The sequence below is a fragment of the [Clostridium] scindens genome (assembly GCF_019597925.1).
Lineage (GTDB): Bacteria > Bacillota > Clostridia > Lachnospirales > Lachnospiraceae > Clostridium_AP.
This window is the reverse complement of sequence record NZ_CP080442.1, coordinates 2,609,202-2,624,044: the sequence shown is the minus strand read 5'-3', so window position 1 is coordinate 2,624,044 and position 14,843 is coordinate 2,609,202. Positions and strand designations below refer to the sequence as shown.

General features: G+C 37.0%; 13 protein-coding genes. All 13 read left to right on the top strand.

Annotation, left to right across the window (positions count from 1 at the left end; genetic code table 11):
- The first annotated feature begins 6 nt into the window (after positions 1-6).
- The 13 genes from K0036_RS12595 (at position 7) to rfbD (ending at position 14,831) form a co-directional block, all read left to right on the top strand.
- Positions 7-3,429, top strand: coding sequence for an N-acetylmuramoyl-L-alanine amidase (locus K0036_RS12595; RefSeq protein WP_220429877.1), 3,423 nt, complete (start codon positions 7-9; stop codon positions 3,427-3,429).
- Between the two features lie 189 nt (positions 3,430-3,618).
- Entirely contained in the window at positions 3,619-5,097 is a 1,479-nt protein-coding gene (locus K0036_RS12590) for a glycosyltransferase family 2 protein (protein ID WP_220429876.1), read from the top strand.
- Between the two features lie 51 nt (positions 5,098-5,148).
- On the top strand, positions 5,149-5,661 hold the full coding sequence (locus K0036_RS12585; RefSeq protein WP_220429875.1) for a hypothetical protein: 513 nt from the start codon (positions 5,149-5,151) through the stop codon (positions 5,659-5,661).
- Positions 5,652-6,101 carry a pyridoxal-phosphate dependent enzyme gene (locus tag K0036_RS12580; RefSeq protein WP_220429874.1) on the top strand — a complete coding sequence of 150 codons (450 nt, stop codon included), beginning with the start codon at positions 5,652-5,654 and terminating at the stop codon, positions 6,099-6,101. Before K0036_RS12585 ends, K0036_RS12580 begins: the two co-directional genes overlap by 10 nt.
- Before the next feature lie 8 nt (positions 6,102-6,109).
- Complete coding sequence (locus K0036_RS12575) at positions 6,110-6,559, top strand: GNAT family N-acetyltransferase (protein ID WP_220429873.1); 450 nt, start codon at positions 6,110-6,112, stop codon at positions 6,557-6,559.
- Between the two features lie 4 nt (positions 6,560-6,563).
- Positions 6,564-7,529 (top strand): ATP-grasp domain-containing protein, encoded by a 966-nt coding sequence (locus K0036_RS12570; RefSeq protein WP_220429872.1) that lies wholly within the window; start codon positions 6,564-6,566, stop codon positions 7,527-7,529.
- A gap of 50 nt (positions 7,530-7,579) precedes the next feature.
- Complete coding sequence (locus K0036_RS12565; RefSeq protein WP_220429871.1) at positions 7,580-8,716, top strand: DegT/DnrJ/EryC1/StrS family aminotransferase; 1,137 nt, start codon at positions 7,580-7,582, stop codon at positions 8,714-8,716.
- A 1-nt stretch (position 8,717) separates the two neighbouring features.
- Complete coding sequence (locus tag K0036_RS12560; protein WP_220429870.1) at positions 8,718-9,902, top strand: glycosyltransferase; 1,185 nt, start codon at positions 8,718-8,720, stop codon at positions 9,900-9,902.
- Positions 9,903-10,027: 125 nt separating this feature from the next.
- The gene (locus tag K0036_RS12555) at positions 10,028-10,597 is read left to right on the top strand and encodes a GerMN domain-containing protein (protein ID WP_259283295.1); all 570 of its coding nucleotides are present in this window, start codon (positions 10,028-10,030) and stop codon (positions 10,595-10,597) included.
- 18 nt (positions 10,598-10,615) lie between these two features.
- Complete coding sequence (locus tag K0036_RS12550) at positions 10,616-11,797, top strand: MerR family transcriptional regulator (protein WP_220429868.1); 1,182 nt, start codon at positions 10,616-10,618, stop codon at positions 11,795-11,797.
- Positions 11,798-11,926: 129 nt separating this feature from the next.
- Entirely contained in the window at positions 11,927-12,823 is an 897-nt protein-coding gene (gene rfbA / locus K0036_RS12545; protein ID WP_025642998.1) for a glucose-1-phosphate thymidylyltransferase RfbA, read from the top strand.
- A gap of 35 nt (positions 12,824-12,858) precedes the next feature.
- Complete coding sequence (gene rfbB, locus K0036_RS12540; protein WP_009248668.1) at positions 12,859-13,890, top strand: dTDP-glucose 4,6-dehydratase; 1,032 nt, start codon at positions 12,859-12,861, stop codon at positions 13,888-13,890.
- On the top strand, positions 13,890-14,831 hold the full coding sequence (gene rfbD, locus K0036_RS12535) for a dTDP-4-dehydrorhamnose reductase (RefSeq protein WP_220429867.1): 942 nt from the start codon (positions 13,890-13,892) through the stop codon (positions 14,829-14,831). Before rfbB ends, rfbD begins: the two co-directional genes overlap by 1 nt.
- Positions 14,832-14,843 lie beyond the last annotated feature (12 nt).

Genomic DNA, 14,843 nt, shown 5'->3' with positions numbered 1-14,843 from the left:
CAGCGTATGATGAAAAAATTAAAAAAATTGGTTACTTTATTGTTAATTATAAATATACTTGTTACCACAAGTATAGGTTTTGATGTTTATGCACAGGATCCGACTGCAAAAGAAGGGGCAGAGAATACAGAAGAGCAGATTGAAGGCACTCAGGAGAATATAGAGAATGAGGAAACAATTAATGGTGAGGAGATTATTGATAGCGAAGAGGGAGGGAATGAAAAGCAGGCGGAGTATGATACAAGTATAAGAAATGCGGACGATGCTATAAATAGTAATGAAGATAATGGTTTTGTGTCAAATGCAAGTTGTCTTATAAACTATTTATGTGTTGGAGAGACTTACTTACAATCGCCTCAGGAGCAATATATTTTGGTTTCATTGGGTGAGGGATCTGAGAATGTTTCTGATTTAAAATTGTCATTGATTAAAGATGATGGTAATGAAATCGAATTGTCGATGGAAAGCAAGGAAGATAATATTTTTCGGTTTTCAAAGACGTTTACAGATGCCGAAAGTGGAGTATATACGCCAGAATTACTTACATTTTTGCAAGATGGTGAAATGATTAGCGTGGATCTAGAATCTATTGGAATAGTAGCTAGGTTTGGAGTTGATGTTGAAATTCCGCAGACAGTAGATGATGGAAATCTAAATCAAAATTCTATTGAAATATCAGTTGCTTCTATTGATACGGATGATGAAGAAAAAGTATCAGAGGAAGTAGAGACCACATTGAAAGAAACGGGAGATTCAAATGTAAAATCTCGTATGCGGACAGCAAAAAGTGGAAATACTGTAGTAGTGCTTGATCCTGGACATGGTGGAAGCGAATCTGGTGCCGTGGCAAATGGGTTAGTAGAGAAAGAACTTAATCTTAAAATAGCTCAATATTGCAAAAATGAATTAGAAGAATATCGAGGCGTAACTGTATATATGACACGATATAATGATACATATGTTGGGCTAGAAGAACGTGTTGCTATCGCAAAGAGTTATGGAGCAGATTTTTTTGTAAGTATACATAATAATTCTACAACATCTGCAAGTCCTAATGGAGCAGAAGTATGGTACCCTAACTCAAGTTATAATGCCTCGGTCTATAATGAAGGAAAAGCTTTGGCAGAAGAAATACAATCTCAATTGGTGGCTTTAGGACTAGGTGATAGAGGTGTTCACTACCGTAATTCAGAGTCAAATACACGTTATCAAGACGGCTCTATTGCAGATTATTATAGTGTAATAAAAAATAGTAAGCTTAATGGTTTTCCTGGAATAATTGTTGAACATGCTTTTATAACTAACGCTACAGATGCCGCTAAATTAAAAAGTGAGTCTTTTTTACAAACTTTGGGCAAAGCGGATGCCACTGGTATAGCAAATTATTTAAAGATATCTAAAGTTGATTACTCTCCAGTATTTGATTTTGAATATTATATAAATAGGTATGCAGATGTTAAAGCTGCTTATAGTAATGACGAAGAAGGTGCCCTGGCACATTTTATAAATTTTGGCATGAAGGAAAAAAGACAAGGAAATGCTGAATTTAATGTAGTATCATACAAAAATAGATATCAAGATTTAAGAAAAATGTATGAGGATGACTATAGGCAATACTATTTCCATTATATCTATTTTGGAAAAAATGAAGGGAGAAAAGCTACAGGAGATATTAAACAAACACCAGTTACGGTATATGAGGGTAGAGATTATTCTGATGTGTATAATTATGATTTCTACATGAATAGACAGGCCGATTTGCGGGATACATACTCAGATAATGATGTTGGGGCGTTAAGACATTTTGTTAACTTTGGAATGGCAGAAGGTAGGCAGGCTAGTGAAGAATTTAATGTTTTTAGTTATAAAAATAGATATCCGGATATAAGAAAAGCATATGGAAATGATTTGAAGACATATTACATACATTATATTACCATGGGCAAGAAGGAAGGAAGAATAGCTACTGGAAATACAGATGTGGTAGTCGATAAAACGACAGTATATAATGGAGTGGATTATTCAGATATTTATGATCCGGATTATTATTTAGATAAAAATCCAGATTTAAAAAAGATATATGGGACGGATTATGATGCACTTATTGCACATTTTGTTAATTGTGGAATCATTGAGGGCAGAGCATCGATATCAACCTTTGATGTTAAATCTTATAGGAATAAATATCAAGATTTAAGGATATCTTTCGGCAAAAATTGGTCTTTGTACTACACTCATTATATGAATTTTGGTAAAAAGGAAGGAAGAAAAGCAACTGGGGTATCAAAGATCACAAATCCTGTTACAGAATATAATGGAGTAGATTATTCAGCAGTATATGATTTTGAATACTATGCAGAGAAGTATTCAGATATAAAAAAAGCATATTCTGATGATGATGTTGGAGCCATCGCGCATTTTGTTTATTTTGGCATGGCAGAAAAGAGGACAGGAAATAAAGAATTTGACGTGATTTCTTATTGGAATAGATATCCAGATTTGAGAAAGAGTTTTGGAAATAATTGGACGTCTTATTATATTCATTATATGAATTTTGGAAAAGATGAGGGCAGAAGTGCAATTGGTACTACTGAAATTATTGGGGCTATAACTCAGTATGAAGGAGTGGATTATTCGTCCGTTTATAACTTTAAATACTATATAAATAAATATCCTGATATTAAAAAACTTTATCAAAATGATGATTTAGGAGCCATCTGGCATTTTGTTAATTTCGGTATTTCCGAAGGACGACAGGGGTGTGAAGATTTCTGCGTAAATATTTATAAAAACAACTATGCCGATTTGCGCAATTTATATGGTGAAAACAATAGTTTGTATGTTTGGCATTATATGAATTTTGGACTGAATGAAGGAAGAAATGGCAAGACGGCATTTTACCATATGATAATGGGAGAAACAGAAACAACAGTTCAGCAAATGGTTAAATATTATAATTCGAACGCCCAATATCCAGCATTTTATGCAAACACGGATGCACCTAATATTACACGTTTTTGTGAACTGTACGATTTAGAGTGTAAGCGTGAAGGTATAAAGACTGAAGTTGCTTTTTCTCAGGCGATGAAAGAAACAAACTTTTTGCGCTATACTGGGGATGTCAAGATAGGACAATTTAACTTTGCAGGTTTAGGCGCAACAGGAAACGGTGTACCTGGCAATAGTTTTAAAAATGTGCAAATTGGAATTAGAGCCCATGTGCAACATTTAAAGGCATATGCATCTAGTGCAGGACTTAATAGCGAGTGTGTGGATCCAAGATACCAGTATGTTAAAAAAGGTAGCGCGCCATATATAGAATGGCTGGGAATTCAGGAAAACCCTAATCCTAATTGTGGCTGGGCTATGGCAAAAGGATATGGTTACAGTATCATAAATGGCTATATGGCAAAATTATTAAGTTATTAGTTTAATAAGGGGAGAATCTTCAATGAGACATTAAAACTTTCGAGGATTCTCCCTTTGTTTATTAATAGGAATAAAAAATAGGCATGGTATAAAAGATGATTGATGAGAATCCCGATTAGATGTATAATTGGTCTTAGTTCTTGATTTAAGTGTGTATTTAGAATTAATGTTAAATTGGAGGATAATAGTGTGGAAAAAGTAACGATTTGGCTAACTTCATATAACCATGAAAGATTTTTAGGCCCATGCATAGAAAGTGTTTTAAATCAGACATATAAAGATTTTCAGTTATTTATTGTTGATGATTGTTCGAGTGATAATAGTTGGAATATAATTACTAAATATGCAAAATTAGATAAAAGAATTACAGTTATAAGACATGAATTTAACCAAGGGGGATCTGGACTGAAAGATCAAGTCGAAAATTTGCCTGGAGAATATATTGCTATAGTGCACAGTGATGATATTTGGGAAAATACGAAGTTAGAAAAGCAAATTAGAGTGTTAGATAATAATAAAGAGATAGCAGCATGTTTTACCAAGGTAAAATTTATTGATGATGAGGGAATAGAATATTCACAAGAATTTGACCAGGAATTTAATATATTTGAACAACCCAATAGAAATAGATTTGAGTGGTTGCATTACTTCTTTTATCATCGTAACTGTTTATGTCATCCTAGTGTTCTTATAAGAAAGGAAGTATATATTAAGTATGGTATAATATCAAGTGGGTTACACGGGTATCCTGATTTTTTTCAATGGGTGAGGCTTTGTAAGTATGCAGAAATTTATATTATACAAGAAAGATTAGTAGGCTTTAGGAAACATAGAGATGAATCCAATACTAGTGGAGAAAGGATGGAAAACATAAAGAGAATTCATACTGAAGAAATCTTTGTTCTTAGGGAATATAAAGGCTTGTTGGAAAGTCATGAAGTATTAAATGTCTTTCCTGAATGTAAAAAGTATATTATTAATGGAGAAATGGTGGAGGAATTTGCTCTTGCACAAATGTTTTTGACAGGACCAGGGCATGCGCACTGGCTGATAGGACTAGAAATCTTGTATGAAATTTTTCAAGATAGAGAGAAAGTAAGGTTAATACAAGAAAAATATAATTATTCTAGCAAGAGTTTTAATATAGATAAACAAAAGTATGATTTGTTTAATATAATTAATCCAGACCGATGTTTAGATGTTACTTTATTCTTTAATACAGGAAAAGGATATAACATAAAGGAATGTATAAAGAAGAAAGTATTTATTCAACACTTAGGTAGATGTATATTTACAATACAATTAGACGATTTTCAATGTAATGATGTGGTTGAAACTCGCTTGGATTTAGACGAAGGGCGATACCGAAGATTTAACATAGTATCTCTCAATAATAATGGTAAAAAAGTCGATATTTTAGGATCAAATTGCATAAAAAAAGAAGAGTGGGATACTTTTTATACTTCCGATCCCCAGTACTTTTTATCCAGTTTAGAACCAGGAGAATTAAAGGTAGAAGTATATACTGAATTGATAGAATTACAAGAGATAGAACAATATTATAATAATGTCAATCAACAAAAAAGTGAATTATTATCAGAGTTAGATAAAATAAAAGAAAGTAAATTCTGGAAACTTTATAGTCGGGTTAAACGACTTAAAGGGTAATAAAATAGTTGAACAAAAGTTACTTCTTATTATAATAGGAGATTATTTTAAATGGAGAAATTTACTACACCAATTATGAAAATGAATACAGATTTGACGGGTGTTCATTTATATATAAAACGTGATGATTTATTACCTTTTTCATTTGGAGGGAATAAAGTAAGAATTGCGCAAGAATATTTTCGAGACATGGATACAAAGGGTAAAAACTGTATGATTGGCTATGGGAATGCTCGATCTAATTTATGCAGAGTACTGGCGAATATGAATTACAACAGAGGTGGAATATGCCATATTATATCTCCGGCAGACCCAAATGGTCAGCGCACTTATACTAATAATAGCAAACTGGTAAATGCTTGTGAGGCTATATTCCATACTTGTACAAAAGAGAACGTGGCAGAAACTGTTCAGAGAGTATTGGATGAATGCCAAAAGGATGGTCTTGATCCATATTATATATATGGCGATAAATACGGACAGGGAAATGAAGCAGTTCCTGTAAGAGCATATGAAAAGGTATACAATGAGATATATATATACAAAAGAGTGGCATGGGAATAGAATTTGATTATATCTTCTATGCAACAGGGACAGGAATGACTCAGGCAGGATTGATTGCTGGCAGATCAATTAAAGGTGGCACAGAGAAAATAGTAGGAATTTCAGTAGCAAGGCCATCGCTTGATGAACGTAAGGTTATTAGAAAGTACATAGATGCTTATTTCCAAAATATTTCTGTTGACTTAATTAGTGAATCTGAAATAAATGTCATTGATGATTACTTATTTGGCGGATATGGGATTTATGGCAAGGAAATTATTGAGATAATAAGAGACGTATATAAAATTAATGGTATTGCTTTGGATCCAACATATACAGGGAAAGCTTTTTACGGAATGATTGATTTCTTGCAGAAGCAAAAACTTCGGCCGTTAAATGTGCTTTTTATTCATACGGGTGGATTACCATTATTTTTCGATAATATTGACAAAATAGTGTGAGGTAAGAAATGAATATTAAAATTGTTGCTTGTACAAAACTAGATATTAATGAAATCATTTCTTTTTTAAAGGCTATGGACAAGGAATTTCCGACTCCATTATCGGAAAGAGTTGATCTTGACAAATATACTGTTAAACTTTGTGGGAAGGGAAGTGTAATTTGTGCCTTATATCAAAATAAGATTGTGGGGCTGTTAGGTGGATATTGTAATAACCATGAGACAAAAAAAGGGTATATTTCAGTTCTTATCATTGATAGGGCCTTTAGAGGAAATAAAATTAGCAAACATTTACTGGAAGATTTTATTCAAAAATGTAAAGCAAGTGGAATGAAGCAAATAGAAGTGCATACTTATAAAACTAATATAGAGGCAATAGGTTTATATGAAAAATTTGGATTTGAGAAACGAAAAGTTTCGGACGAAGGTTACATTTATTATATAAAAACTGTGAGGTAACGTAATGAAAGACGTTTTGGTAACTGCTATTGGTTCTTTTTCGGCAGATATAGTAATTAAAAATCTGCATAAACAAGGATATAAGATTACAGGTTGTGATATTTATCCAAAAGAATGGATCGCTGATGCGAGTCAGGTGGATAATTTTTATCAGGCACCTTATGTGGATGATACAGAAAAATATTTATCTTTTATTCAAAGAGTCTGTATTAAGGAAGACATTAAATATATTATTCCTCTGACAGATGTTGAGGTAGATGTGCTTAATCACCATAGAGAGTGGTTTGAAGAGAGAACTATATGTTTGTGTATGTCACCAAAAGAGACATTAGATATATGTAGAAATAAAAAGGCACTACAATCCTTTGTCTGTGGTAAATTTGGAATTAATACAATTCCTTCCAAGTTGCTTAAAGATTTTCAGGGACTACCCAATGAATTCCCTGTTGTATGTAAACCATTTGATGGACGCAGTAGCCAGGGATTAAAATATATAAATAATATTTCTGAATGGAATGCTTATATTACTGAAGCAGATAAGAAGCGAATAATAGTTCAACCTTATATTAAAGGTCATATAGTAACGGTTGACGTTGTGCGTCAACCTTCTGAAAAGGATACAGTTGCGATAGCGCGAAAAGAACTATTAAGGACGCTGAATGGTGCGGGCACATCCGTTTATGTATTTTCAGAACAGAAACTGGAAAATCAGTGTATAAATTTAGCCAATGCCTTAAATATTGCTGGATGTGTAAATTTTGAATTTATCGTAGATAGTCGAAATGATTACTATTTATTAGAATGTAATCCGCGTTTTTCGGGAGGGGTAGAGTTTTCGTGTATTGCTGGCTATGATTGTGTAAAAAATCATATGCACTGTTTTTGCGGCGAAAGAATTGATGCGGCGCCTCAAATTAATAATCAATATATTGCAAGAAAATATGAAGAGTTTGTTACTTATATTGAATAAGATAATGATTTTTAATAGTAGAAGGAAACAATTTGAAGAGGTTAGAAAACATGGATGAAAGAAAAAAGAATAATAAAATACTTGTAACAAGGTCTTCAATGCCACCGATAGATGAATATATAGAAGAAATTAAGGGATTGTGGGATAATCATTGGTTAACCAATATGGGGGAAAAGCATAAAGAATTAGAAGGTAAATTAAAAGAGTATCTAGAGGTCCAGGAACTTTCTCTGTTCTCTAATGGGCATATGGCATTAGAATTGACTATACAGGCGATGAATTTATCAGGGGAGGTTATTACCACACCTTTTACCTTTGCTTCTACCACACATGCTATTGTAAGAAATGGATTGACTCCAGTGTTCTGTGATATAAATCCGATTGATTATACAATTGACGTTAATAAAATTGAAGAGTTAATTACTGATAAAACATCTGCAATAATCCCTGTGCATGTTTATGGAAATATTTGTGAAGTTGAAGAAATAGAAAAAATTGCTCAAAAATATAATCTGAAAGTAATCTATGACTCAGCTCACGCCTTTGGGGAGGCCTATAAGGGGAAGGGGATAGGGCAGTATGGAGATGCATCTATTTTTAGTTTTCATGCAACAAAGGTCTTCAATACAATTGAAGGAGGTGCAGTGGCTTATACAGATAAAGAATTGGGTCTAAACTTGTATAGATTAAAAAATTTTGGAATTAGGGGACCTGAGATTGTTGATTGGGTTGGAACTAACGCGAAAATGAATGAATTCCAGGCAGCAATGGGAATTTGTAATCTTCGCTATATTGATCAAGAGATAAAAAAAAGAAAAAGGGTAGTTAGGAAATATCTTGAATTATTAAATGGGATTCCAGGAATAGTATTTTGTAAAAAACAAATTAATGTGAAAGAAAATTATTCATATTTTCCAGTAAGATTTGATGAAGAAATATTTGGTGTAGGACGAGACATAGTTCTAGAGGAGTTAAAAAATGAAGGGATTTTTGCTAGAAAGTATTTTTACCCTTTGACAAGTCAGTTTGAATGTTATAAAGGAAGATATTTAGGTAATACACCAATTGCTGAACATGTTTCCAAACAAATATTGACGTTGCCACTATATGCAGACTTAAAAATGGAGGATGTTGAAAAAATTTGTATGATTATAAAACGATTAAAATATAAAAAGAAAGGCAACTAAAATGAAAAAAGTATGTGTAGCTCTATCATGCTATAATCAAGAATTGTATATAAAAGAATGTATAGAACATCTTTTGGCTCAAAAATGTAAGGCAAAAGTAGAAATTTTAATATGTGATGACGCCTCTGATGATGGAACTATAAAAATTATTAAGTCAATTATTGACAGAAGGGGATTACCAAATGGATGGTCAATAAAAGATTATTCTAATAAAGATAATCAAGGGATGCCTGAAAATACGAAACGTATACTCCGATTGCTGATGAATTCAGAGGCAGATTATGGCTGTATTCTAGAAGGAGATGATTATTGGGCTAGCCCATTTTGGATACAAAAGCATATAGAACCAATGGAAGTAGATGAAGCCATTTCATTAACGAACAATTATTTGTTAATGTATAATCAGGAAGATAATTTTTTTATTGTTCGCCAATATCCTGAAAAAATCCATTGTAGCCCGTATATTACTTCTGAAATGCAGGCAGAAGATAACTATACTGGAAATTTTTCGTCAAATATGTATCGCATAGTTTCTTTAAAACAGATTCCAATAGATTTTTTGGATCAGCCGTATGTAGATGATTGGTTTGTGAATTTGTTAATCTCGCAGCAAGGAAATATATACTCTTTAAAGGAGCCAATAAGTGTTTATCGAGTGCATAACCAAAGCGTATGGAATGGTAATAGAGAAAGAAGAATAGAAAAGGGGAAAGAAAGCACCATTACGCAAAGGATACGTTATATGCATAAACATTATCCAAATAAATATTTGTATGAATTATCCAAATTTTCGGAGAAATGGGTGAGAATCCCTATGATGGGAAAAATCTATTATGATACTGGTAGAGGTTTTAATGAAGAGCAGAGCCAAATAGTCTATACTATGTTTGAAGATAAAACAAGTTTTTGGGTGGAGGTTGAATTGAATACTTTACCAAAGGAAAATATAAAGGCACTTCGATATGATCCAGAAGAGGGCTATACCTGTTCTTTTAAGTATTGTGTTTGTTTTGCCGATGAAATAGAGATACCAATTATAGCTGAGAACGGTAAAAAAATGCAAGGAAAAATAAGATTTGACACTAAAGACCCTATATTTCTTTTATCCATATCACCACAACAAATTAAAAATATACAAACTATTAGAATAGAAGGAAATATAGAATTTGATGAAATATTAAATTAGGTGTCATGTTTTTAGTTTTAATAATTGTAGGATAAATTTTCTTAAGTTGATTGTAAGCAAGTCTATTGGGTACTATATTCAAAGAAAGTGAAAATGAAGGTATGAATAAGTCTAGAAGAATTAGATTGGCTGTATTATTTTTTTTATTAGTTATGAATATGACTGCTTGTAATAGAAATAGTTCTGAAGTAATTGAGCAGACAGAAAAGCAAGACTTATATAAGTCTGAAGAAGGGAATAAGGATAAAAAGAATGATAAGAACCAAAAACAGAAAGAAGATGAAGAATTGAAACAAGAGCAGACGCAGGAGACAGATAAGTCAATATTAAATATCTATTTTAGTAATGATGATGCAACAGCCTTCGTCTCCGAAGAAGTTCAAATTGATGCACTAACTCCAGAAGCGGTACTGAATGCTCTTATTTCGAAAGGTGCTGTGGCAGCAGATGTCCAGATACTGGCATTTAATACGGTTACGGTAGACAATAAGCCAAGTGTAGAGATAGACTTCAACCCTGCATTTTCGACCTTTGTAACTAACATGGGTTCAACGGGAGAGTACTTTGCTATTGGCAGCGTATGCAATACGTTCCTTAATGCCTATAACTGTGAGCAGATTAAAATAACTGTAGAAGGACAAACTCTCACCACCGGTCATGCAGAGTACCCAGGCTACCTGACGGCGTTTGAGTAAAAGAGAGACATAAATAAAATGAAAAAACCAGGCTACTATTCCTCCGGCGAATTCGCCCGCATGGCCCACGTAACCCTGCGGACAATTCGCTACTATGACAAACAGAATATTCTAAAGCCCTCGTATGTAACGGATGCGGGGGCAAGATTTTATACGGATGAGGACTTTGCCCGTCTCCAGCAGATCCTGCTGCTGAAATACCTGGGATTCTCCCTGGACGATATCCGGGAGATGACGATTGCGGATTCCGACTATCATTTTATGCTGAATTCCTTGAATATCCAGTTGAAACTGGTTCAGGACCGGATAGAGCAGATGCAGTTGGTGGAGAAGGCTATTCAGGATACTGCCGATGCGATCCAGGCAGAGCATACGATTGACTGGAGCCAGATGCTGAATCTGATTCACCTGACAGGCATGGAGAAGAGTCTGAAAAACCAGTATCAGAATGCATCTAATATCTCCGCTCGTATCAATCTTCACAGCCTGTATTCGCAGAATGAGCAGGGATGGTTTCCATGGATCTACGAACAGTTGAAGATCCGACCAGGAATGCGCATTTTGGAAATTGGATGTGGGGACGGAACGCTTTGGAAGGACAGACGTTCAGTCCTTCCGGAAGATATTCACATCGTGCTGTCTGACATTTCAGAGGGAATGTTGCGGGATGCAAGGCGCGCCATTGGAGCGGAGGATAAGAGATTTGAATTCCATGTCTTCGACTGCCATAGGATCCCTTATGAAGAAGGGGACTTTGATCTGGTAATTGCCAATCATGTGCTGTTTTATTGCGAAGATATCCCGAAAGTTGCCAGAGAAGTCAAAAGAGTGCTCAAACGGGACGGAAGATTCGTCTGCAGCACATATGGGTGCAGGCACATGATGGAAGTCAGCCGGCTCGTGCAGGGATTTGATGAAAGAATCGTGTTGTCCGCGGATAAGTTGTATGAGAGGTTTGGCCGCGAAAATGGCGGGAATATCCTTGGACAGGATTTTTGCAAGGTAGAGTGGATGTCTTATCAGGATTCCCTGGTTGTTCCTGATCCGGAACCGCTGATCTCTTATGTCCTTTCCTGCCATGGCAATCAAAGCCAGTATATTCTGGATCACTACAATGAATTCCGTTCTTACGTAAAAAAGAAGACGGACGGAGGCTTCTATATTACCAAGGATGCAGGGATATTTATTTGTGAAAAATAGACAAATTTAGTGAAATTGAAAAAAAGTACTTGAAGGTGACCTTGGGTCACCTTTTATAATGCAATTATGCTAATGAAATATGACTGAAAGAGAATACTAATCTTATAAAAGATACTAAGGAGGTTCCACATGAAAGGAATTATTTTAGCGGGAGGTTCCGGCACGCGCCTTTATCCTCTGACCATGGTGACATCCAAGCAGTTATTGCCGATTTATGACAAGCCAATGATTTATTATCCGATGTCCGTACTTATGAACGCAGGCATCCGGGACATTTTAATCATCTCTACGCCCCAGGATACGCCTCGCTTTAAGGAACTGCTGGGAGACGGGCAGCAGTTTGGAGTGAATCTTTCCTATGAAGTGCAGCCAAGTCCTGACGGACTGGCACAGGCCTTTATCATCGGAGAAGAGTTTATCGGCGACGAGCCGGTAGCGATGGTTCTGGGAGATAATATTTTTGCCGGCCATGGCTTAAAGAAGCGTCTGAAAGCCGCTGTGGAGAACGCAGATTCCGGAAGAGGAGCGACCGTATTCGGCTATTATGTGGATGACCCGGAACGCTTCGGAATTGTAGAATTCGATCATGAGGGAAAAGCCAAATCCATAGAAGAAAAGCCGGAGAAGCCAAAGAGCAATTACTGTGTGACCGGATTATATTTCTATGACAACAAGGTTGTGGAATATGCAAAGAATCTGAAGCCAAGCGCCCGCGGGGAGTTGGAGATTACCGATCTGAACCGCGTGTATCTGGAAGAGGGCAAGCTGAATGTGGAACTGCTTGGGCAGGGATTTACCTGGCTGGATACCGGGACGCATGAGAGCCTGGTGGAAGCAACCAATTTTGTTAAGACGGTAGAATCTCATCAGCACCGTAAGATCGCATGTCTGGAAGAGATCGCTTATCTGAATGGCTGGATCACGGAAAAGGATGTATTGGATGTGTACGAAGTGCTTAAGAAGAATCAGTACGGCCAGTACCTGAAGGACGTACTGGACGGAAAATTCGTAGACGGACTATACTAGACAAAATGAAAAGAGACAAAAGGAGATTAGAGATTATGACGATTATTGTAACCGGCGGAGCCGGATTCATTGGAAGCAACTTTATATTTCACATGCTGGATAAATACCCGGATTACCGCATCGTGTGCCTGGACTGCCTGACCTATGCGGGCAATCTGTCAACGCTGGCGCCGGTGATGGAGAACCCGAATTTCCGTTTCGTGAAGGAGAGCATCACAGACCGTGAGGCGGTCTACAAATTATTTGAAGAGGAGCACCCGGATATCATCGTCAACTTTGCGGCAGAGAGCCATGTTGACCGTTCCATCGAGAATCCGGAGGTCTTCCTGGATACCAACATCAAGGGTACCGCAGTTTTGATGGATGCCTGCAGAAAATATGGAATCAAGCGTTATCATCAGGTTTCTACAGATGAAGTATACGGCGATCTTCCGCTGGACCGGCCGGACTTATTCTTCACAGAAGAGACTCCGATTCACACCAGCAGCCCATACAGTTCTTCCAAGGCGGCAGCAGACTTGCTAGTGCTGGCTTACCATAGGACTTATGGACTTCCGGTGACGATCAGCAGATGTTCCAACAACTATGGACCATATCATTTCCCGGAGAAGCTTATTCCGCTGATGATTGCCAATGCGCTGAATGACAAGCCGCTTCCGGTATACGGAAAGGGCGAAAATGTCCGTGACTGGCTGTATGTAGAGGATCACTGCAAGGCGATCGACCTGATCATCCACAATGGCCGTGTAGGCGAAGTCTACAATATCGGCGGACACAACGAGATGACGAATATCGATATTGTCAAGATTATCTGTAAAGAATTAGGAAAGCCGGAGAGCCTGATTACTTATGTAGAGGACCGCAAGGGCCACGACATGCGTTATGCCATCGACCCGACCAAGATCCACAGCGAATTGGGATGGCTTCCGGAGACGAAGTTTGCAGATGGAATCAAGAAAACGATTAAATGGTATCTGGATAATAAGGAATGGTGGGAGACGATCATCTCCGGAGAATATCAGAATTATTATGACGAGATGTATGGCAGCCGAGAGGGGATGAAATAATGAAGGCTTTAGTGACAGGAGTAGCAGGACAGTTGGGCCACGACGTAATGAACGAACTGGCAAGGCGTGGGTATGAAGGAATTGGTTCCGATATCAAGGAAACCTACAGCGGCATCCAGGACGGGACGGCAGTGGTAAGCATGCCGTATGTCCAGATGGACATCACGGATGAAGACTCAGTCAGGAAAGTGCTTGCAGACGCAGCGCCGGATGTGGTTGTACATTGTGCGGCATGGACAGCCGTAGACCTGGCGGAAGACGAGGATAAGAAAGAGATCGTATATGCGGTGAACGCGACTGGAACAAAGAATATCGCGGATATCTGCAAAGAACTGGATTGCAAGATGGTATATCTCAGTACCGACTATGTATTCGACGGCCAGGGAACCGAAGCCTGGCAGCCGGATTGCAAGGATTATAAGCCGCTGAATGTATATGGCGAGACGAAGCTTGCCGGGGAACTGGCGGTATCAGAGACATTGTCCAAATATTTTATCGTGCGGATTGCCTGGGTATTTGGAAAGAACGGTAAGAATTTCATCAAGACGATGCTGAATATCGCAAAGACGCATGACAAGATCACGGTTGTCAATGATCAGATCGGAACGCCCACATATACTTTTGACTTGGCGAGGCTTCTGGTGGATATGATTGAGACCGACAAGTATGGATATTATCATGCTACCAATGAAGGCGGATATATCAGCTGGTATGATTTTACCAAAGAGATCTTCCGTCAGGCAGTGGAACTTGGACATGAGGAATATTCGGAAGACAAGGTGAACGTCATTCCAGTGACAACGCAGGAATATGGCGCATCTAAGGCGGCAAGGCCATTTAACAGCAGGCTGGATAAGAGCAAGCTGCCGGAAAACGGATTTACCCCGCTTCCTACATGGCAGGATGCCTTGAATAGATATCTGAAAGAAATTGAATTTTAAGGAGATCGATTG

Excerpts from the sequence above, each read along its gene's own strand:
- K0036_RS12565 (WP_220429871.1), top strand. The coding sequence starts at position 7,580 with ATGGATGAAAGAAAAAAGAATAATAAAATACTTGTAACAAGGTCTTCA.
- rfbB (WP_009248668.1), top strand. The coding sequence starts at position 12,859 with ATGACGATTATTGTAACCGGCGGAGCCGGATTCATTGGAAGCAACTTT.
- K0036_RS12575 (WP_220429873.1), top strand. The coding sequence starts at position 6,110 with ATGAATATTAAAATTGTTGCTTGTACAAAACTAGATATTAATGAAATC.
- K0036_RS12550 (WP_220429868.1), top strand. The coding sequence starts at position 10,616 with ATGAAAAAACCAGGCTACTATTCCTCCGGCGAATTCGCCCGCATGGCC.
- rfbA (WP_025642998.1), top strand. The coding sequence starts at position 11,927 with ATGAAAGGAATTATTTTAGCGGGAGGTTCCGGCACGCGCCTTTATCCT.
- rfbD (WP_220429867.1), top strand. The coding sequence starts at position 13,890 with ATGAAGGCTTTAGTGACAGGAGTAGCAGGACAGTTGGGCCACGACGTA.
- K0036_RS12580 (WP_220429874.1), top strand. The coding sequence starts at position 5,652 with ATGGGAATAGAATTTGATTATATCTTCTATGCAACAGGGACAGGAATG.
- K0036_RS12585 (WP_220429875.1), top strand. The coding sequence starts at position 5,149 with ATGGAGAAATTTACTACACCAATTATGAAAATGAATACAGATTTGACG.
- K0036_RS12595 (WP_220429877.1), top strand. The coding sequence starts at position 7 with ATGATGAAAAAATTAAAAAAATTGGTTACTTTATTGTTAATTATAAAT.
- K0036_RS12560 (WP_220429870.1), top strand. The coding sequence starts at position 8,718 with ATGAAAAAAGTATGTGTAGCTCTATCATGCTATAATCAAGAATTGTAT.
- K0036_RS12570 (WP_220429872.1), top strand. The coding sequence starts at position 6,564 with ATGAAAGACGTTTTGGTAACTGCTATTGGTTCTTTTTCGGCAGATATA.